The organism is Schinkia acidoalkalinis, from assembly GCF_054301215.1.
The window spans coordinates 3734772-3754704 of record NZ_CP182573.1 but is presented as its reverse complement, the minus strand read 5'-3'; the positions used below and the strand labels follow the sequence as shown (position 1 = coordinate 3754704).

Annotated in this window: 15 protein-coding genes and 1 other RNA gene; 5 read left to right on the top strand and 11 right to left on the bottom strand. The window is 37.5% G+C overall.

What is annotated here, in order from left to right; all coding sequences use genetic code 11:
• Positions 1-116 precede the first annotated feature (116 nt).
• The 3 genes from ACNQFZ_RS19130 to ilvB all read left to right on the top strand — a co-directional run bounded on the left by ACNQFZ_RS19130 (position 117) and on the right by ilvB (position 3244).
• On the top strand, positions 117-506 hold the full coding sequence (locus ACNQFZ_RS19130; protein ID WP_458412898.1) for a reverse transcriptase-like protein: 390 nt from the start codon (positions 117-119) through the stop codon (positions 504-506).
• 16 nt (positions 507-522) lie between these two features.
• The gene (locus ACNQFZ_RS19125) at positions 523-1452 is read left to right on the top strand and encodes a DMT family transporter (RefSeq protein WP_458412897.1); all 930 of its coding nucleotides are present in this window, start codon (positions 523-525) and stop codon (positions 1450-1452) included.
• Between the two features lie 91 nt (positions 1453-1543).
• Positions 1544-3244, top strand: a complete 1701-nt coding sequence (gene ilvB, locus ACNQFZ_RS19120; protein WP_458412896.1) for a biosynthetic-type acetolactate synthase large subunit — start codon at positions 1544-1546, stop codon at positions 3242-3244.
• Between the two features lie 85 nt (positions 3245-3329).
• Here ilvB and ACNQFZ_RS19115 read toward each other — a convergent pair whose 3' ends face one another.
• Positions 3330-3599 carry a DUF6123 family protein gene (locus tag ACNQFZ_RS19115; RefSeq protein WP_458412895.1) on the bottom strand — a complete coding sequence of 90 codons (270 nt, stop codon included), beginning with the start codon at positions 3597-3599 and terminating at the stop codon, positions 3330-3332.
• A 65-nt stretch (positions 3600-3664) separates the two neighbouring features.
• Positions 3665-4165: a divergent PAP2 family protein gene (locus ACNQFZ_RS19110; RefSeq protein WP_458412894.1), complete on the bottom strand. Its 501-nt coding sequence runs from the start codon at positions 4163-4165 to the stop codon at positions 3665-3667.
• Positions 4166-4307: 142 nt separating this feature from the next.
• Here ACNQFZ_RS19110 and ACNQFZ_RS19105 point away from each other — a divergent pair, with 142 nt between their 5' ends.
• Entirely contained in the window at positions 4308-4439 is a 132-nt protein-coding gene (locus tag ACNQFZ_RS19105; RefSeq protein WP_458412893.1) for a small, acid-soluble spore protein L, read from the top strand.
• Between the two features lie 70 nt (positions 4440-4509).
• Here ACNQFZ_RS19105 and ssrS read toward each other — a convergent pair.
• The 7 genes from ssrS to ACNQFZ_RS19070 all read right to left on the bottom strand — a co-directional run bounded on the left by ssrS (position 4510) and on the right by ACNQFZ_RS19070 (position 14161).
• Positions 4510-4697: non-coding RNA, 6S RNA (gene ssrS / locus ACNQFZ_RS19100), on the bottom strand.
• Between the two features lie 58 nt (positions 4698-4755).
• Complete coding sequence (locus ACNQFZ_RS19095) at positions 4756-4899, bottom strand: hypothetical protein (protein ID WP_458412892.1); 144 nt, start codon at positions 4897-4899, stop codon at positions 4756-4758.
• A 126-nt stretch (positions 4900-5025) separates the two neighbouring features.
• Entirely contained in the window at positions 5026-7281 is a 2256-nt protein-coding gene (locus ACNQFZ_RS19090; protein ID WP_458412891.1) for a copper amine oxidase N-terminal domain-containing protein, read from the bottom strand.
• Between the two features lie 483 nt (positions 7282-7764).
• Complete coding sequence (locus ACNQFZ_RS19085; protein ID WP_458412890.1) at positions 7765-9912, bottom strand: copper amine oxidase N-terminal domain-containing protein; 2148 nt, start codon at positions 9910-9912, stop codon at positions 7765-7767.
• Between the two features lie 552 nt (positions 9913-10464).
• Positions 10465-12612: a copper amine oxidase N-terminal domain-containing protein gene (locus ACNQFZ_RS19080; protein ID WP_458412889.1), complete on the bottom strand. Its 2148-nt coding sequence runs from the start codon at positions 12610-12612 to the stop codon at positions 10465-10467.
• Positions 12613-13026: 414 nt separating this feature from the next.
• Positions 13027-13866: a sulfurtransferase gene (locus ACNQFZ_RS19075; RefSeq protein WP_458412888.1), complete on the bottom strand. Its 840-nt coding sequence runs from the start codon at positions 13864-13866 to the stop codon at positions 13027-13029.
• 25 nt (positions 13867-13891) lie between these two features.
• Positions 13892-14161, bottom strand: coding sequence for a YpbS family protein (locus tag ACNQFZ_RS19070; RefSeq protein ID WP_458412887.1), 270 nt, complete (start codon positions 14159-14161; stop codon positions 13892-13894).
• 234 nt (positions 14162-14395) lie between these two features.
• Here ACNQFZ_RS19070 and ACNQFZ_RS19065 point away from each other — a divergent pair, with 234 nt between their 5' ends.
• Complete coding sequence (locus ACNQFZ_RS19065) at positions 14396-15271, top strand: NAD(P)-dependent oxidoreductase (protein WP_458412886.1); 876 nt, start codon at positions 14396-14398, stop codon at positions 15269-15271.
• 65 nt (positions 15272-15336) lie between these two features.
• Here the strand turns inward: ACNQFZ_RS19065 and ACNQFZ_RS19060 are convergent, their stop codons facing one another.
• Both ACNQFZ_RS19060 and ACNQFZ_RS19055 read right to left on the bottom strand, forming a co-directional pair.
• Positions 15337-16074 carry a CBS domain-containing protein gene (locus ACNQFZ_RS19060; RefSeq protein ID WP_458412885.1) on the bottom strand — a complete coding sequence of 246 codons (738 nt, stop codon included), beginning with the start codon at positions 16072-16074 and terminating at the stop codon, positions 15337-15339.
• Between the two features lie 125 nt (positions 16075-16199).
• Entirely contained in the window at positions 16200-19865 is a 3666-nt protein-coding gene (locus tag ACNQFZ_RS19055; protein WP_458412884.1) for a dynamin family protein, read from the bottom strand.
• Between the last annotated feature and the right edge of the window lie 68 nt (positions 19866-19933).

Below are 19933 nucleotides of genomic sequence, written 5' to 3'. Positions count from 1 at the left end.
TACGCTTATTTTATCATAATCTTGGCAAATTCAAACCTCTTACATTTCACTAACTTAATTTAGAAAATTATGATAGAATATCAATTATGAATTTTTTTCCGATGGGAGATGATCTCTTGATTCAAGTTTATATTGATGGTGCCAGTGCTGGTGATCCAGGACCATCAGGTGCTGGAATTTTCATAAATAATAATGGTGTTGTAGAACGCTATTCTATCCCTTTAGGTGTCATGTCAAATCATGAAGCGGAATATGCTGCTTTAGTAAAGGCAATGGAAATTTGCAAAGAAAACGGCTATAAAGTGATATCTGTCCGCACAGATTCACAAGCAGTTGACCGTGCTGTAGAAAAACGTTATGCGAAAAAAGAAAAATTTAAGATTTGGCTTGATCAAGCATTATTGTTAATGGATCAATTTGATTTATGTTTTTTAAAATGGGTACCAAGCAGTCAAAATTCAGTTGCAGACGAGCTTGCAAGAAAAGCAATTCAATTAAATAAATAAGGAGCATCAAGAATTAATGAAAAAACAGCAAATATTTGCAGATGTAAGTCTTTTATTCGTTACGTTTATATGGGGATCAACCTTTGTGCTTGTGCAAAATGCGGTTGCACTCCTTGAACCATTTACTTTTAATGCCGTTAGGTTTAGTCTTGCCGGTCTATTTCTTCTAGCCTGGCTATTTATTTTTAAACGGAATTTATTATCCAAATTAAATAAAAAACTCATTTTATCAGGCTTTATAATGGGTACATGGCTTTTTGCCGGCTATCTACTACAAACATTTGGACTTTTACATACAACCTCCTCAAAAGCAGGGTTTATTACCGGCTTAAGTGTTGTCTTAGTGCCTCTCTTCGGCTTTTTATTTTTAAAAGAAACGCCAAAGCGTTTTGCCATTTTTGGCGTTGGAGTCGCAACAATTGGTTTATATTTATTAACGTTGGGCGACAGTTCAGCACTAAATTTTGGTGATATTTTAGTATTTTTTTGCGCGATATCGTTTGCCGCCCATATTATCGTTACTGGAAAATACACCCCTTTTTACTCCACGTTATGGCTGACCATTGTGCAAATTCTAACAGTTGCATTACTAAGCGGAATTTCAGCCTTTCTTTTCGAAGATTGGCAGCGGGCTTTTGACGCAAGTGTGGTGGGAAACACTACTGTTTTATCTGCTCTTGTCATTTGTTCCTTCTTTGCAACAGCGCTTGCCTTTTTAGCGCAAACCAACTTTCAAAAGTATACGACGCCAACACGCGTTGCCTTAATTTTTGCAATGGAGCCGGTATTTGCGGCGATTACAGCCTACTTCTGGGCGAATGAACGTCTTGGTGGTAAAGCTCTCTTAGGCTGCTTATTAATTTTTGTCGGAATGATTCTAGCTGAATTACCGCAAAAAGTGTTTGAAACCTTACTTCGCAGTAAACGTAGTTATGAGGCAAAATGAGTTACATAAATATGACATTTATCACATACAATTCTTGTCTGTTTATTTAAAATTGTTAAAAAATAGTCAAAATTTAAGGAGTTGTTTTGGGATGGTTTTAACTAAACAAGAGTATAACGGAGCAAGCCTACTCCTTAACTCAATTGCACAGCAAGGTGGACATAAACTTTTTGGCTGTCACGGCGAGATCTTGTTGCCAATTTTTGATAAACTAGCTGAAACAAAAGAAATAACGTTTATTCAGATGAAACATGAGCAAGCGGCTGTCCATGCTGCCGACGGCTATGCAAGAGCCTGTGGAAAGGCAGGATTTTCCTTAATTGGTGCAGGAACAGGTGTTACTAACGCGATTACAGGCATCGCAACCGCTTTTAGTGATTCAGTACCAATGGTTGTCATCGCCTGCCAAATAGAAAATGAAAAAATTGGCAAAGATTCTTTCCAAGAGGTTGATGTCAACGGTTTAACAGTCCCTGTAACTAAACATAATATTAGAGTAAGTAAAATAGAAAGTTTGCCTGCCTCCATTGAAATAGCACGGACAATTTCTGAAGGTGGAAGACCAGGACCGGTAGTTGTCGAAATTCCAGCAAACATTTTAATTGAGAATGCCGAAAATTTAAATCTTGAAACAGCACCATCAGTTATAGAAAATAAAAAACCTAAAAAAGCAGTTAGCAAAAATGCAGTTAAAAATGTTTTAAAATCATTATCTGAGGCGAAGAAACCGGTCATATTAGTTGGCGGCGGTGTTATTCTTTCCGAAGCCTCAGAGGTTCTGGCTGACTTTGTTGAAAAAACAAGGATTCCTGTCGCCAGCACCCTCATGGGGATTGGAGCTTTTGATAGTAAACACAGCCTATATTTAGGGATGCTCGGCATGCACGGTACATTTGCTTCCAATAAAGCTGTTCATAACTGTGATGTTTTATTTTGCCTTGGTGTCCGTTTTAGTGACCGGGTAACAGGTAAGATGAGCGGTTTTTCACCGAAGTCAACAAAAATTCAAGTTGATATTGATGCATCCGAAATTAATAAGATTGTAAATATTGATATTCCGGTTGTCGCTGATGTTCATGACTTTTTAGAAGAGCTAACTAAACAAGTAAATGCTGAAGAAATTGTGGAGAATTGTGCAGAATGGGTAGAGGAAGTAACAAATTTTAAACGCACAGTGCCTCGCTTCGATAAAGTAAACAGTGTCTTAAAGCCACAAGAAGTATTACAGCTAGTCGACCAATTTTCAGATGATGACACCGTTGTAGTCACAGATGTCGGACAGCACCAGATTTTCACAGCACATAATTATAAATTTACGAAGCCTCGCACTTTCCTATCATCTGGTGGGTTAGGAACAATGGGATTTGGACTTCCAGCAGCTATTGGTGCTGCAGTTGCGATGCCAACAAAGCAAATTGTTTGTATTACCGGAGACGGTAGCTTCCAAATGAATTTGCAGGAGCTAAGCACTGCTTTTATCCAAAAGCTTCCTATTAAAATTATCGTGCTTAATAACGGCTATCTCGGCATGGTTCGGCAGTGGCAAGAACTATTTTACGACCGCCGATATTCATCTGTTAAGATTTCTTCGCCTGATTTTGTAAAGCTGGCTGAAGCATACGGCATAGCCGGCTTTAAAGCAAAAAATGCCGAAGAAGCGAAAGATGTCATTCAAAAAGCATTTACTTCCGAGGGACCAGCTCTCTTAGAATTTGATATTGTGGAAGAAGAAAACGTCTATCCAATGGTGCCGCCAGGAGCAAGTAATAGTGAAGTAATTCTTTCTAGATAAATTGAATTGCATAAAAAAATCCCTTTGGAGGAGTTACCTTCTTAGGGATTTTTTTTTAATGAAAGACGCCAAATAGCAGAAGTTTCTACAAAATATTCCGTTCCTTCAAAAGCTTATAAGCCGCTTTCTTACTGGAGATATTGTGCGCTTTAAACATTTCTAAAATCGCAATAAAAAAGCTCCCATCGAATTCAAGCTGAGCCTTCAACGTAATTTCTATTGCTAGATTCACCACTTTATCTGACGAAGCCGTATACATTTTTCCAAATTCTATAAAGCCAAGACTATCTTCACGGAAGGAAAACCCTTTCGTTTGCAAATGGTTTAAGTAATCGTTTGTAGAAATTGCCTGCATAATAAAATGATCATTCTCCTCTTTATTATCACTGAAGCCTGAACATATTTAATTATACTATACATTTATTCGAAAATTCGACAAATCTTTTGTAGTTTTTTACATTTATTTTTTTGTATTAAAAAACTTAGCACACCAATGGCAACACCAAGTAATGCACCCCCGACCACTTCTTCCGGTTGATGGCCTAGTGCTTCTTTTACCTTGTCTTCCTCTTTCTCATGGACTTCAGCGCTTTGAACTTCCTCTTTCAACCGATTGATTTCTTCATAAAGATCATTGACACGAACCGACAGCTCCCCTGTTTGTCTGCGTACTCCTTGAGCGTCATACATGACAATCAAACCAAAAACTGAAGATAACGCAAAATCAATCGTGGTGATTCCGCGTTTTAAAGCGATAAATGTCGCTAATGAGGCTACGCCTGCAGAATGAGAACTCGGCATCCCACCTGTTTCAAAAAATACGCTCCAGTCCCACTTCCCCGTTCGAACCTTTTTAATCGGAATCTTCATAAACTGGGCAAAACCTATAGAGAAAAGAGCTGTTGTAATTCCTCTATTCATGGACACACCTCCAATTGGCTAAGAAGGAAATCATGGTCATATTATTAGTCATTTCCGGAAAAAATATTGAAGATTTGATATAAGGGTCTTTCCCAGTAATACTGCAGGAAGGCATATTTTATTAGAATTAGGAGGATAATCAATGACGAAAGATACCAATCGCGGAAAGTTCGCACCAGCGGTAAACAAGCAAGGTTATTCAGAGGAAGGGTTCACACCAAATCCTAAATCACAATTAGAACAAAAAGCTAAGAAAAGCAACACTAAGATTTAAATATTCCATTAATGCTTTCGGGCAAAAAGATAACCTCGGCTATGAATAGCCGAGGTTTTGTTTTGTGTTTATAACCCCCACATATGCCGTGCCCTGTATGCCTAAAAAACCCGCTCTCGCAGGTGGGTGTTCGCATTAACCATTTCATCTTCCTCATGTCGCAATGGACAAGGCTTGACGTCAGGGTCAAAATGTAGAACTCCCTTAAAAATAGCATCGGTTTTAGACACAGTAGAGTCACTAACATCGTAGGTTACTTTTATTATATCGAAGAAAACGCTATATTGCAAATATAGTTCTTTGCCAATACATGTAGTTATTTCTTAATTTGGTGGCTTTCTAATTTTTCAAGTTCCTGTTCAGCATAGGATCCCAATTTTTCAATTCGAGAACGTTCCTCCATCCGTTTTGCGTTGTTGTTTCTCATCGCATTTGGATTTGCATTTTTGGATCTGCCCATTGTCTTTCCCTCCTAAAAAATATCGTTCTCTTTTAGTATTCGATTTTTCTTCAATCTTAGAGGTGGGAAAACATAACAAAAAGAGTCCAGAATAAGCTGGACTCTTAGGGAAATTCTAACTATATATTATTTTACAGTTACAGTTTGGCTAGCTTCGTTCCAATCTACTTGTGCACCTAATGCTGTTGCTACAGCACGTAATGGAAGAACTGTACGGCCATTTACAATTTGTGCTTTTGTATCCATTTTGATTTGAGCACCGTTAAGCTTTAAGATGTTGCTTCCAATTGTTAATTGGGCAATGCGGTCACCTTTAATAATTGTTACTTGACGTGTTGCTTCATCAAATAGGATGTTGCTTCCTTCAACACCTACAGATTTCGCTACAAAACGAACTGGTAGGTATGTGCGTGAAGCTTCGATGAATGGTGCTACGTCCATTGTTTTTTCTACGCCTGCTTCAGTGTAAGTTGTTTGTCCAACTTTGAATACGACTTCACCTACACGTGCGTTACCGTCTGCTGGTGTTACCACTGTTGCGATTGCTTTCTTCGCAACGAAGTTTTTGTCGAATTCACCAACTTCGATTGAAGAATTTGTTAAATCAAAATAGTTTACATCTGCTGCTGGAGCTTCTGGAGCATAATTCTTATGTCCAATTTGGAAACTTCCTACAAATGCAGTACCAGTTGCTTGGTCAGCATTTTGAACTAATGCGCTACCGCCAACCTCTGCTTCGATGTCACCTTGTGCTACTGCACGGTCAAGGTCTAATTTCACACCTGAAATTTCAATCTTACTTGCACGTGTGCTTTCAGATTTAACTTGGAATGATAATACACCATTATCCGCGTTAATTGAATCTTGATCGATGTCTAGGTTACCATCTACTACTTTTACTTCTGGCTTTTCGCTAAATTTCACGCCATCTGTTAAACGAAGTTGAACTGTACCATCTTTCACTAACGCACCTTTCGCTGCTTCAGTTAATGTGATGTTACCAATTGCTTGATTTTTGATACCTGTTTTTACGTCAGCTTTTGCTACTTCAACCTTTACTGGTGCTACAGCTTTAGCTACAACTACTTCACCATCAATGCCAGCTTTTCCGCTGAATTTCGCAGTGATATCCCCTTGCGCATCAGCTTTTGTTGATACGTAGAATTTCACCTTGAATTCACGTGTTTTGCCAGTTGCTGCTCCGGGTAGTGCATTTAATTCGATTTCGTTGCTGTCACCTTTGATTTCTGTGTTGAATTTTGCTTTAAGTGCATCTTCAGCTCCTGCTTCAAATCCTTTTACACCGGAAATTTCATATCCTACAACTTTTGCCCATGATGGGAATTCAATTTGTACGTCGCGGTTTGATAACCATGAACCTACTACATTTTCTTTTACTAATACTTCAGCTGTTTTTAAATCTTTTGTATCAGCGTTGTTGCGTCCTGCTACTAATGTTGGAGCTTCGTCTTTCACTGATACTTCTGAGCTGTAATCAGCGTATTTTGCTACAACGATATCCTGGTCTGTAATGCCATCGCCAGATACTTGAATTTCAATATCACCGTAAGTTGCATCTTTATCAGCATTAATTGATAAACCTGAAATATACATTGTATTTAGCTTATCAGTTGCAAGGAATCCATCGCCTACTGTTATTGTTAATTTATTATCTGTAATAGTTACATCATTTGCATCAATTGTCTTATTACCAAGAGTTACTGTTGGTTTTGTTTCCCACTTAAACTTTGTTGGCAATGTTAATGTCACTTTACCAGTTTCCATAGATTTTAATGCTAATTCATCAATGCGGATTGTGCCGATTTCATCGCCATCACCGATTGTTTTCACATCTGATACTGTTGTTGCAGTATCACCATTAGATACGACCGCAAATGTGTATTGACCTGAAGTTAATGTTGATCCTTTTGAATCAAGTGTTACCTTTAATTCACCTTCTGCCCCGTCCACTTCGAAGTACATTGGAACTTTTACTTCAGCTTTAGATAAGTTGGTACGTTCTCCGGCAATTTTTAATTCTAAATCTTGGTCTGTTACTTGTACTACATCAAATTGTGCTCCATCAGTTCCTTTTATTGGATCTGCATATTTTTCTTTTATCCATTTAACTCCTGCTGGTAATGTTAAACGAAATGTATCGTCAGATGCAAAGTTTACATCATCTTCTTTGATGATAATATTATTTGTTGCTGTATCACCTGTTTTATAATCATTATCTACATGTACTACCTTATCTACTAAGTTTGTGCTGTTTGCTGCATTTGCAGTGATTGGCGCTACGATTGGTGCTACCACGCCACCTACTAATGCTGCAGTTGTCATCACGTTAAGAACTTTTTTCATTTTTGGTTGGTTTGACATGAATGAATTCCTCCTGATGTGGTTTTATTATGTTCTCACTTATTTTCTTTTTTTCTATTATAAGTGAGCTTGTTAACTATCCTTAAAACTTACTATACTAGTAAAGCATTTTTGAATCACACATTCAATAGTAACTCATTTCCAGTTCATTTACAGTTCAGCAGGCAACAAGTTACTTCTTCATGTTTGATTCAGTTATCAGCACGTTATTTAAGTTTAATTTAAGCCACTGTCGTGCCTCACAAGTTATATTAAACTACTTTTCTGCGAGACGTTCAATGTCACTTTTCTTCCAGATAAGGATGTTTTTTCTTCTTTACCCTAACCAACTATCTAAATAACCTCTAACTACGATATTCTGCTAATGGAACACAGCAGAAATGGGCTTCCAGTTCCATTAAATTTCTCAAGAATTCATAAGGGATGACACCAAAAATAAAGGAAGAGATCATAACGATCTCCCCCCTCTAGTTTAAAGTATTATTATTTTACAGTTACAGTTTGGTTAGCTTCGTTCCAATCTACTTGTGCACCTAATGCTGTTGCCACTGCACGTAGTGGAAGAACTGTACGGCCATTTACTACTTGTGCTTTTGTATCCATCTTAATTTGTGCACCGTTAACTGTTAAGATGTTGCTACCGATTGTTAATTGGGCAATGCGGTCACCTTTAATAATTGTTACTTGACGTGTTGCTTCATCAAATAGGATGTTGCTTCCTTCAACACCTACAGATTTCGCTACAAAACGAACTGGTAGGTATGTGCGTGAAGCTTCGATGAATGGTGCTACGTCCATTGTTTTTTCTACGCCTGCTTCAGTGTAAGTTGTTTGTCCAACTTTGAATACGACTTCACCTACACGTGCGTTACCGTCTGCTGGTGTTACCACTGTTGCGATTGCTTTCTTCACAACGTAGTTTTTGTCGAATTCACCACTTGTCATATTTTTATCTAAGTCAGCGTTCTGAACTAATGCATTACCGCCCACTTCAACATCAATATCACCTTGTGGAACTGCACGGTCAAGGTCTAACTTTACGCCAGAAATTTGGATTTTACTTGCACGTGTGCTTTCAGAATCGATTGTAAAGGAAAGTACACCGTTATCATAAGAAATTGAATCTTCATCGATGTCTAGGTTGCCTTCAACAACTTTTACTTCTGGCTTCTCGCTGAATTTTACTCCATCAGTTAGACGAAGTTCAACTTTACCATCTTGAACTAACGCACCTTTCGCTGCTTCTGTTACTGTAATATCACCGATAGCTTGGTTTTTAATACCTGTTTTTACGTTAGCTTTAGCGATGTCTACGCTAACTGGTGCTACAGCTTTAGCTACTACTAGATCTCCGTTAATGCCGGCTTTACCGCTGAATTTCGCTGTGATGTCACCTTGTGCATCTGCTTTTGTAGATACATAGAACTTCACTTTCATTTCACGTTTGCCATCACCTGCTGGTAATGAGCTTAATTCGATTTCGTTGCTGTCGCCTTTTGCTACTTCTTTATTAAATGCGTCTTGTAGTGTTGCTTCAGCGTCTGCATCTTTAAAGTTTTTAACTCCAGTTACGTCTACACCTACAACTTTTACCCATGATGGGAATTCGATTTGAACGTCACGGTTTGCTAACCATGAACCAGCGACATCTTCTTTAATAAGAATTTCTGCTGTTTCTAAATCGTCCTTGTCTGTGTTGTCACGACCAGCTACTAATGTTGGCACTTCATCTTCTAATGAAAGTGCAGAGCTATAGTCCGCATATTTTGCTACAACGATATCTTGGTCTGTAATTCCATCACCAGATACTTGTACTTCAATGTCACCATAAGCTGCATCTTTGTCAGCATCGATTGCTAAGCCAGAAATATATAACGTATTTAGTTTAGTTGTTGAAAGATCTGCAGCATCTACTGTAATTGTTACTTTTCTATCGTTATTTGGGTCAACCTCTGCTTTACCGAAGCTTGCAGCAGGTGTTCCAGTCCATTTAAAGTTTGTTGGTAATGTTAATGTCACTTTACCTGCTTCCATTGCACCTAGTGCTAATTCATCAATGCGGATTGTGCCAATGGCATCTCCATCACCAATTGTTTTTACTTCTGAAACTGTTGTTGCAGTATCACCATTAGATACGACTGCAAATGTATATTGGCCTGATGTTAATGATGAACCTTTTGCGTCAAGTGTTACTTTTAATTCTCCTTCAGCTCCGTCTACTTCAAAGAACATTGGAACTGAAACAGATCCTGTACCACTCCAAGTACCATCAACTTTTAATTCTAAATCTTGATCTGTTACTTGAACTACTGCAAATTTTTCTCCATTTTTGCCAGTAAACGTTTTTCCTTCATACTCTGTATCGATCCATTTCACACCTGCTGGTAATGTTAAACGGAATGTATCATTAGTCGCAAAATTCACATCATCTTCTTTGATGATTAGATTATTTGCTGATGCTCCAGTTGGAGTTGAATAATCTGAATCTACATGTAATACTTTATCTACTAAGTTCGTGCTGTTTGCTGCATTTGCAGTGATTGGTGCTACGATTGGTGCAACTACGCCACCTACTAATGCTGCAGTTGTCATCACATTAAGAACTTTTTTCATTTTTGGTTGGTTTGACATGTATGAATTCCTCCTGATGTGGTTTTATAATGTTCTCACTTGTTTTCTTTTTATCTATCATTAGTGAGCTTCTCTACTAACTTCAAAACTTACTATACTAGTAAAACATTTTTAAATCACACATTCAATAGTAACTCATTTCCAGTTCATTTACAGTTCAACAGGCACCAAGTTACTTCTTCATGATTGATTTGTTTTTTAGCACGTATTTTCAGTTCGATTCATGTCACTGTCGTGCCTCACAAGTTATATTAAACTACTTTTCAACTAGACGTTCAACGTCATTTAACTTCCATATTAGATTGATTATTCCTTATAAGGAAATTATAGTAATATTCCATTAGCCAACCAGTAAGTAATTGAACTATCTTTTTGTTTTTAGGCAAGTTTTTTATGGACACAAATAAACATCTGGTCATTTCGGGGAGGTGAGACTATCTTCTTGTTTGTCCGCATAAATTCATGATTTCCAATTGACCACATTAATATTTTCTTTGTCTAATCAAAAAAGAAAGAGACCATTATGATCTCTCCCTTTAGTTTAAAGAATTATTATTTTACAGTTACAGATTGACTAGCTTCGTTCCAATCTACTTGTGCACCTAATGCTGTTGCCACTGCACGTAGTGGAAGAACTGTACGGCCATTTACTACTTGTGCTTTTGTATCCATCTTAATTTGTGCACCGTTAACTGTTAAGATGTTGCTACCGATTGTTAATTGGGCAATGCGGTCACCTTTAATAATTGTTACTTGACGTGTTGCTTCATCAAATAGGATGTTGCTTCCTTCAACACCTACAGATTTCGCTACAAAACGAACTGGTAGGTATGTGCGTGAAGCTTCGATGAATGGTGCTACGTCCATTGTTTTTTCTACGCCTGCTTCAGTGTAAGTTGTTTGTCCAACTTTGAATACGACTTCACCTACACGTGCGTTACCGTCTGCTGGTGTTACCACTGTTGCGATTGCTTTCTTCACAACGTAGTTTTTGTCGAATTCACCACTTGTCATATTTTTATCTAAGTCAGCGTTCTGAACTAATGCATTACCGCCCACTTCAACATCAATATCACCTTGTGGAACTGCACGGTCAAGGTCTAACTTTACGCCAGAAATTTGGATTTTACTTGCACGTGTGCTTTCAGAATCGATTGTAAAGGAAAGTACACCGTTATCATAAGAAATTGAATCTTCATCGATGTCTAGGTTGCCTTCAACAACTTTTACTTCTGGCTTCTCGCTGAATTTTACTCCATCAGTTAGACGAAGTTCAACTTTACCATCTTGAACTAACGCACCTTTCGCTGCTTCTGTTACTGTAATATCACCGATAGCTTGGTTTTTAATACCTGTTTTTACGTTAGCTTTAGCGATGTCTACGCTAACTGGTGCTACAGCTTTAGCTACTACTAGATCTCCGTTAATGCCGGCTTTACCGCTGAATTTCGCTGTGATGTCACCTTGTGCATCTGCTTTTGTAGATACATAGAACTTCACTTTCATTTCACGTTTGCCATCACCTGCTGGTAATGAGCTTAATTCGATTTCGTTGCTGTCGCCTTTTGCTACTTCTTTATTAAATGCGTCTTGTAGTGTTGCTTCAGCGTCTGCATCTTTAAAGTTTTTAACTCCAGTTACGTCTACACCTACAACTTTTACCCATGATGGGAATTCGATTTGAACGTCACGGTTTGCTAACCATGAACCAGCGACATCTTCTTTAATAAGAATTTCTGCTGTTTCTAAATCGTCCTTGTCTGTGTTGTCACGACCAGCTACTAATGTTGGCACTTCATCTTCTAATGAAAGTGCAGAGCTATAGTCCGCATATTTTGCTACAACGATATCTTGGTCTGTAATTCCATCACCAGATACTTGTACTTCAATGTCACCATAAGCTGCATCTTTGTCAGCATCGATTGCTAAGCCAGAAATATATAACGTATTTAGTTTAGTTGTTGAAAGATCTGCAGCATCTACTGTAATTGTTACTTTTCTATCGTTATTTGGGTCAACCTCTGCTTTACCGAAGCTTGCAGCAGGTGTTCCAGTCCATTTAAAGTTTGTTGGTAATGTTAATGTCACTTTACCTGCTTCCATTGCACCTAGTGCTAATTCATCAATGCGGATTGTGCCAATGGCATCTCCATCACCAATTGTTTTTACTTCTGAAACTGTTGTTGCAGTATCACCATTAGATACGACTGCAAATGTATATTGGCCTGATGTTAATGATGAACCTTTTGCGTCAAGTGTTACTTTTAATTCTCCTTCAGCTCCGTCTACTTCAAAGAACATTGGAACTGAAACAGATCCTGTACCACTCCAAGTACCATCAACTTTTAATTCTAAATCTTGATCTGTTACTTGAACTACTGCAAATTTTTCTCCATTTTTGCCAGTAAACGTTTTTCCTTCATACTCTGTATCGATCCATTTCACACCTGCTGGTAATGTTAAACGGAATGTATCATTAGTCGCAAAATTCACATCATCTTCTTTGATGATTAGATTATTTGCTGATGCTCCAGTTGGAGTTGAATAATCTGAATCTACATGTAATACTTTATCTACTAAGTTCGTGCTGTTTGCTGCATTTGCAGTGATTGGTGCTACGATTGGTGCAACTACGCCACCTACTAATGCTGCAGTTGTCATCACATTAAGAACTTTTTTCATTTTTGGTTGGTTTGACATGTATGAATTCCTCCTGATGTGGTTTTATAATGTTCTCACTTGTTTTCTTTTTATCTATCATTGGTGAGCTTCTCTACTAACTTCAAAACTTACTATACTAGTAAAACATTTTTGAATCACGCATTCAATAGTAACTCATTTCCAGCTCATTTACAATTCAACAGGCAACTAGTTACTTCATCATGAATGATTTGTTTATCAGCACGTTGTTTAGTTAGATTTAAGTCACTGTCGTGCCTCACAAGTTATATTAAACAACTTTTCAACAAGACGTTCAATGTCATTTTTCTTCCAGTTCAGGGTGATTCTTCTTTACTAAAATAAAAAAGCTGACTCTAGTAAACGACGTAAAATCCACATTACTATGGGATTCCGTCCTTTATGAGTCAGCCTCTCTCAAATCTATTATTCTTTTTATGCTTCCATTCCAACAGCAATTGGATTATCAGTGTATGTAATCCAATCGCTCCAGCTTCCAATATAAAGCCTTACATTTTCAAATCCTAATTCATTCAAGGCAACAATATTTGGACAGGCAGATACTCCAGATCCACAATAAACGATAATTTGATCATCGTTTTTAAAACGCTTGAATCTTTCTTTTAATTCAGCGAGTGGTTTCCACTCGTTTTGTTCATTGATGCAATCTTTCCAGAAATAATTTAAAGCACCAGGGATATGTCCTGCTTTTTTATCAATTGTTTCATTTTGACCTGCATAGCGATCTTCTACTCGAGAATCAATGAGGTATGCTTTTTTTGTTTCAATATTTCCCTTTACTTTTTCCACGCTGCTTAACAGGTTATGTTGAATGCTTGCCTGAAATTCCTTGCGTGGAGCAGAAGGAATTTCATCTGTAACGGGATAACCTTTTTCTACCCATTTACGCATACCACCATCCAAAATATACACTTGGTCATGGCCTAAATATTTAAGTAACCACCAAAAGCGTGATGCCATCATGCCGCCTTGGTCATCGTAGGCGATGACTTTCGTGTTTGCATCAATGCCTGCTGCTCCAAGTTTATCTATAAGACGGTCCAATTCTGGCATTGGATGTCTACCGCCATGTTCTTTTGCTTGACTTGCTAGGTCTTTTTCTAGATCAAAATAAAATGCACCGGAGATGTGTTCTTTTACATATAAACCAAGGCTATGTCCTGGGTTTCCTAAAACAAACCGACAATCGATGATGCGTATTGATGGATCCCCTAGATTTTCATAAAGCCAATCTACATTCACTATATTTTTCAAACTTCTCCACTCCCCTACCATCCTTTTATTTTGCTATTTTTGCAACATACTCCTTCACCATTTCAACTGTAACGAGCTTTCTTACCGGTAAGGAGGTCACAATCCCTCTTTTCCCTAACTCATTCATTTCCTTTGTAACTGCATTAATTTCATCTGTTGAAAATGGCTCCCCTTTTTTACACAATTCTAAAGCTTTTTCTATGTATGCTTCTCTTAGCTGGTCTAACTCTGCAAACCTACTTACTACGTAATGCTGATTTTCAGAATGCTTGCTTATTTCGTGATGTACACTCACTGTCTGTCTCCCCTTTGTTCAATAACTTTCTATTATAATAATTATTTTATATGAAAAAGCTAATATGTACAAAAAACTTTCATAATTTTAATATTCACCAAAGATGTCAAACTTCCTCTAAAAAATTGGAGGATTATCAATTTTTAAAGCGAAAAATATTATATAACAGTATTAATAAAGTGATTTTTGTAATAGTTGCACAAGTTTTTTTACTAGTAAAGGGGATATGTATACATGAAAGTCGGTTTTATTGGACTTGGGAATATGGGTTTACCAATGGCAAAAAATTTAGTAAAAGCAGGTTATGATGTAGTTGGGAAAAATCGCAGCAACGGGAAAGAAGATCTTTTTACCCAAGCAGGCGGTAAGATTGGAATGTCCGTTGCCGAAATGGCTAGGGAGCTCGATGTGATTTTAACTTGCCTTCCACTTCCTGTCGATGTTGAAAATATTTATTTCGGTGAAGAGGGTTTAATTGAAAACGGCCATGAAGGCTTAATTTTAGTGGACCATAGTACGGTTGCACCAGGGTTAAATGAAAAAATTGCAAAGGCTGCTAGTGCAAAAGGCATTGAGTTTTTGGATGCACCGATCAGCGGCGGAAATTTCGGTGCAGCAGATGGTACATTGACAATTATGGTTGGCGGAAAAAAAGATATTTTTGATAAAGTCCTCCCGCTGTTTAATGTGATGGGAGAAAATATTTATCATATCGGAGATACTGGCAGTGGCTCTGTTGTTAAGCTGATTAATAATTTAATGGTAGCATTCCATACACAGGCCGTGAGTGAAGCTGTTACGTTAGGCAAAAAAATGGGAGTTGACCTAGATCTGCTATTTACTATTTTGAATAATAGCTATGCTCAAAGCCGTATTTATGACCGCCATTATAATAATTTTATTGCGAAAAACCAATTTGAAGCAGGATTTGCGATTAAGCTATTGCATAAGGATATGCGGCTCGCTGAGGAAATGGCAGATAGTGTAAATATGGAATTGCCGATTGGAACACAGTTGACGGATATTCTTAAAGATGCTATTGAAAATGAGCTTGGCGAAGAGGATATGTCTGCACTGTATGTGTTATTGAATAAAAAATTATCTAAATAAATGAAAAGCCAAATGACAAAATCAGGCCACAATGTCCAAAACATTGTGGCCTGATTTATAAAAGTTTACGTTAAAAACGGAATCCGCACCATATCAAAAGGTGTTGCTAATCCGAGCAATTCTTCATCTGAATGTCCATTTTCAGTAATTAATACCGCCTCTAGCCTTGTGGCAAAGGTATCGAAATGGTTTAAAAACTTTTCACGAACATCGTAAATCGTTTGGTCCTTGTTCATAAAGATATAATTTCTTTTAATTTTTTCAAAAGACATGACATCGCCTAAATTGGCATCTAAACAATTTTCGACCGGGCCTTTGTCAATGTTTTGGGAAATCCACATCGTAATTCCTTGGTTTGTTAAAAGTCCGGCAAACTTCTCGTTATCGTAGACTGGGAATTGGGAATAGCCATGTTTTTTAATCGTTTTTAACACTTCAGTTAAATGATCTGACTTTTGAAATGTTTTTACCTTGCGGGCAAAAAACGGAATAATTGTTTTTGGTTTTGATAATTCGGCAGCAATTTTTTCAACTAATTCAACTACTGAAAGATGGGGCTCAGCAATCGTTAAAGCCGGATAGTAACGACCGTGGACAATTGCATTTCTAAGCTCGGACAATTCCTTCAAGTCATCTTTATAGGCCATGATTAAACCGTTTTTTTTCTTTGCCATATCGACTAAACGATAAAACGGAACATGACCACGGGCATCTACTATTTTTTCGATTTCACTGGAAATCGTATTAAATGCACTTATAAAACGCTCTGAATTTTTGTAGTCTTCATTGTTTGCTTCTACCATGTTCAGCTTCCCCTTGTGTATTAGTGTATGGAAGGCAATAGTCCGTATAAGTACTTTACCAAGCGCTCTATCCTTATACGGACTATCTTCATCTATTCATCCAAAGCTAGCAATCTTATAAACTCTTAAATAATTGCTTGAATTTGCGCCTTTGCACTTTCTAACTTTTCAATATCAATCGTTTCTGATAGTGCTGCAAAATAGCCATCAAAATAATCATCCACTTCTACTGTAACTCCAGTAATAACCTCTCCTACATGCTGTTGTAAATAGGACTGGTAAACATCTCCAAATTGGGCCGTCTGCTGTTCGATATAAGAATGTACAGGCTCTTTCAGTAAGCGTTCCAACTCTTCCTTCATTTTCATCTTACCGCCTTGTTCGAAGAAGGATTTTGGCCCTTTAAAGATGGATAACACAGATTTAAAAGGATCACGTGATAGATTTTCAAACGCATTCGCAAACTCCATTGTTTCAAAGTGACGCGCTTCAATTGGTAACAATGGAATCGGATGAATACCATCTATCATGGATTCAACATTCACATGTACTTCTTTTAACAATTTGTTTAGATGGTTTTCGACCCTGAGTGATGTCGCCCGCATCTCTTGTGATAAGTCAAAGCCGATACTTACAACAAGTTCATCCAAGCAGCCTTGAATGGCCTTTTTCAAGTCACGTCCATCATCCCGAAGTGAGGATGGATTAAAGGCTTCATTATAAAAATCATTAAAGCGGAAGAAAATACGTTGAGCGACATAATATAGCAGCTCTTCGATTTCCTGTGCTAATGAGCGCTCCTCAACTTTAAACTCTCTAGCCTGAAGATGATCAAGCATTTGCTGCTTTGCTTGTTCGGCCTTAAGACGTTTTTGTTGTTTTACTTCATCGCTTTCTTTTGCAGTCATAATAATATTAGTAAGTGAAGCAACAGAGCGCTTCAAATCTTCATGTGCTGTTTGAATCGAAATTTCCACTAAGTCATTCATAATAAAGGAGTGGAATGCCTGTTCAAATATATCAATTTTCGATTCTCCAGAAACAGGTTGACCTTCCTTCGTTTGCAGCTTTTCATCAAGCGCAAGCTTACTAGATAACGGATAAATCCTCGGGAAGCGAATGCCGAATTTCTTCAACTCATCGCCAACATAATCAACTACTATTTTTAATTCTTCTTCAGACTTTGCTAAGTCAGCGGCATTCACGACGAAGAACATCTTGTCCATTTCAAAAGCTTCCTTAACACGGCCCAGTTGAATTAAAAACTCGCGGTCTGCTCTAGAGAAGGCATGATTGTAATACGTTACAAACAAAATGGCATCGGCATTTTTGATGTATTCAAAAGCAACTCCAGTATGGCGCGCATTTATTGAATCAGCCCCCGGCGTATCTACCAATGTAATCCCTTGCTCTGTCAATGGGCAATCATAATAAAGCTCAATCCATTCAACAAAACATGATTTTTCTTCTTTGGCAACATAATCTTCAAAGGCTTTCAAATCGACCGTTAAGATTTCGCCTAAATGTTCGGCAATAAAATCATAGCCGATATGAACTGCCTTCAAAAACGAATAGTGCGGCTTCTCCTTCGGATCGTTTCCTTCATATGATAATGAATTGATGACGGAAAGAGCATCCTCCATGGAATGGCATTTCTTTTGGAATAACGCAAGGGACTGCTCCACATCTTTAAAGATTTGCTCTTTCGTTTTGATTTTTACCAAAACCGTTCCATGTGGATGTTCCTTACTTGCCGGCAATATTTTATTAATGGTTGCTGTTGTTGGATTCGGAGAAACAGGCAATAGTTTTTCACCAATCAACGCATTGGCAAAAGATGATTTTCCAGCACTGAAAGCTCCAAATAAAGCTACTGTAAAACGATGATCATGCAAGCGATTGGCTTTTGCCGCCATATCACTAGCAAGTGTATGAATACCCTTAATTCCATTTAAGGAACCAATGGCTGTTTTCAATTTATTTACTGTTTCTTGCAAACGTTCTTTAACATTAAAGCTTTCACTTGAAAGAACTGGCTCGTTTACAACATTTTCAACAATTTGAACTTGCTGCTCATCCACTTCAGTTTTAGTCTCTGTTGATTCTTTTTGGACCATTTCCATTTGCTTTATTTCGATTGTTGGTTTAACTTGTTTAAATTGCTTTAACCAGGTATCCGTTTTTTCCAAAACATTAGACTCAAGCGGCTCAGACAAAAGATTTAACAAAGCATTCTCTAGATGATCTCTTTTCTGTTGCAGTCCCTTTAATCCATCAACCGCCTGTTTATATTGAGTATAATTAGCTAATTTAGCTTCGACTTCAGTTAATTCACGGTCAATCACGGCATTAATGAAAACTGCGCCTTCCTCAAACTTATCCATCGCCCGATTTCTATAGAGGCGTTTGATCTCATTGGAAACATCATTTGTATAATTTAAAATATATTCACCGGTTAAGCCCGCGCCTTTTTTAATGGCGCCTTCCAACAAATCCGGACCAAACTCTACTGTTAATTCTTCAAAAATAGTATTTATAAACGCTTCATTTTCAATATTATTTTCCTTGAAAAATTTCACAGTAAAATCTTTCAGATGCCAATCAAGCTGTGCTTCGACTTGTTTTTTAATACTTTCATAAAAAGCTTGTAATCTAGCTTTTCTTTCTTCTTCCGTTTTCTTTTTGGAGAATAAGAATCCTACTTTAAAGTCCGTCTGACATGCCTCTACAAATGAATGACCCAAATCCCTTGTAGTTGCCGGCATTAAATAGGCATTATCCATAATCTTCTTAATTCCAGTGCCAAATTGTTCTTTCAGATGATCTTTTTTATACAGTAACGTCTCTTTCCTTGTATCGAGCTCAGCCACTTCTTGAAGAACCCGCTTCCGCTCATTTTCTTCTAAATCATCTAATTGCGATTCAAACTCCTGACGATCTTCCTCATGTTCATGATCAAAGTACTGCAAGTGATCTTCAATCAGCGGTCTAGAAGAATTTATGACATTGTTAAGCAAGAGTTCATCTTTATTATCAATTTGATTTTTCAAAAATTGCTCAAGCTTACTGTATTCGTTCAGTGGATGGTTTAAATCTTTAAGCGATGTAAAGAATAAACCATCAATATTTACGCCCCAGCTTTTAAATGCCTCAATGACACTGGTTCTATAAGAAGCAAAGCTTAATTCAGCTTCATTATGCTTATCAATCATATTAATGACTAAATAGACTGGCTTTTCCCTGTCCTTTAATGTCTTTGTAAACGAAAAATTTAGTTCAGATTGAACATGGTTATAATCCATTACATATAAAACGATATCTGCTAAATGGAGGGCGGATTCTGTTGAGATGCGATGCGCATCATCAGTGGAATCAATCCCCGGTGTATCCATAATAGAAACACCTTCTGGAAGCGTGATATCTTCATCGCTAATTTCAATTGCTTCTACATTTTCTCCATCTTTGGCAAAGCTTTTTACGACGTCATAATCATAGGGTGCTGGAAATTCAACGGGAGCACCTTCTTTATAGTAAACCCTCGCATAGCTTTTCCCTTTTTTAATTTTAACGAGGTTGGCACTCGTCGGAATCGGGCTCGAAGGTAGTACTTCTTTACCCATAAAGTAATTCATCATTGTCGACTTTCCCGCAGAAAAGTGACCACAAAATGCAATCATAAATTCATTGCTTTTTACCTTTTCAACAAGCTGCTTTACTTTTTCAGCGTTGTCTGTGTCTCCTTTTTCCTGTAATTCTAGATAAAGTGCAGCTAAACGATTCATTTCTATCATAGTTGGTATTTTTCCTCTCATTATTATGCAACATTGCTTTTTTATTTTATGTTATCAATTGTCGGGCA

What these genes read in the sequence shown, in the direction of transcription:
- ACNQFZ_RS19125 (WP_458412897.1), top strand. Translation starts at nt 523, where the DNA reads ATGAAAAAACAGCAAATATTTGCAGATGTAAGTCTTTTATTCGTTACG.
- ilvB (WP_458412896.1), top strand. Translation starts at nt 1,544, where the DNA reads ATGGTTTTAACTAAACAAGAGTATAACGGAGCAAGCCTACTCCTTAAC.
- ACNQFZ_RS19115 (WP_458412895.1), bottom strand. Translation starts at nt 3,599, where the DNA reads ATGCAGGCAATTTCTACAAACGATTACTTAAACCATTTGCAAACGAAA.
- ACNQFZ_RS19110 (WP_458412894.1), bottom strand. Translation starts at nt 4,165, where the DNA reads ATGAATAGAGGAATTACAACAGCTCTTTTCTCTATAGGTTTTGCCCAG.
- ACNQFZ_RS19105 (WP_458412893.1), top strand. Translation starts at nt 4,308, where the DNA reads ATGACGAAAGATACCAATCGCGGAAAGTTCGCACCAGCGGTAAACAAG.
- ACNQFZ_RS19095 (WP_458412892.1), bottom strand. Translation starts at nt 4,899, where the DNA reads ATGGGCAGATCCAAAAATGCAAATCCAAATGCGATGAGAAACAACAAC.
- ACNQFZ_RS19090 (WP_458412891.1), bottom strand. Translation starts at nt 7,281, where the DNA reads ATGTCAAACCAACCAAAAATGAAAAAAGTTCTTAACGTGATGACAACT.
- ACNQFZ_RS19085 (WP_458412890.1), bottom strand. Translation starts at nt 9,912, where the DNA reads ATGTCAAACCAACCAAAAATGAAAAAAGTTCTTAATGTGATGACAACT.
- ACNQFZ_RS19080 (WP_458412889.1), bottom strand. Translation starts at nt 12,612, where the DNA reads ATGTCAAACCAACCAAAAATGAAAAAAGTTCTTAATGTGATGACAACT.
- ACNQFZ_RS19065 (WP_458412886.1), top strand. Translation starts at nt 14,396, where the DNA reads ATGAAAGTCGGTTTTATTGGACTTGGGAATATGGGTTTACCAATGGCA.
- ACNQFZ_RS19060 (WP_458412885.1), bottom strand. Translation starts at nt 16,074, where the DNA reads ATGGTAGAAGCAAACAATGAAGACTACAAAAATTCAGAGCGTTTTATA.
- ACNQFZ_RS19055 (WP_458412884.1), bottom strand. Translation starts at nt 19,865, where the DNA reads ATGATAGAAATGAATCGTTTAGCTGCACTTTATCTAGAATTACAGGAA.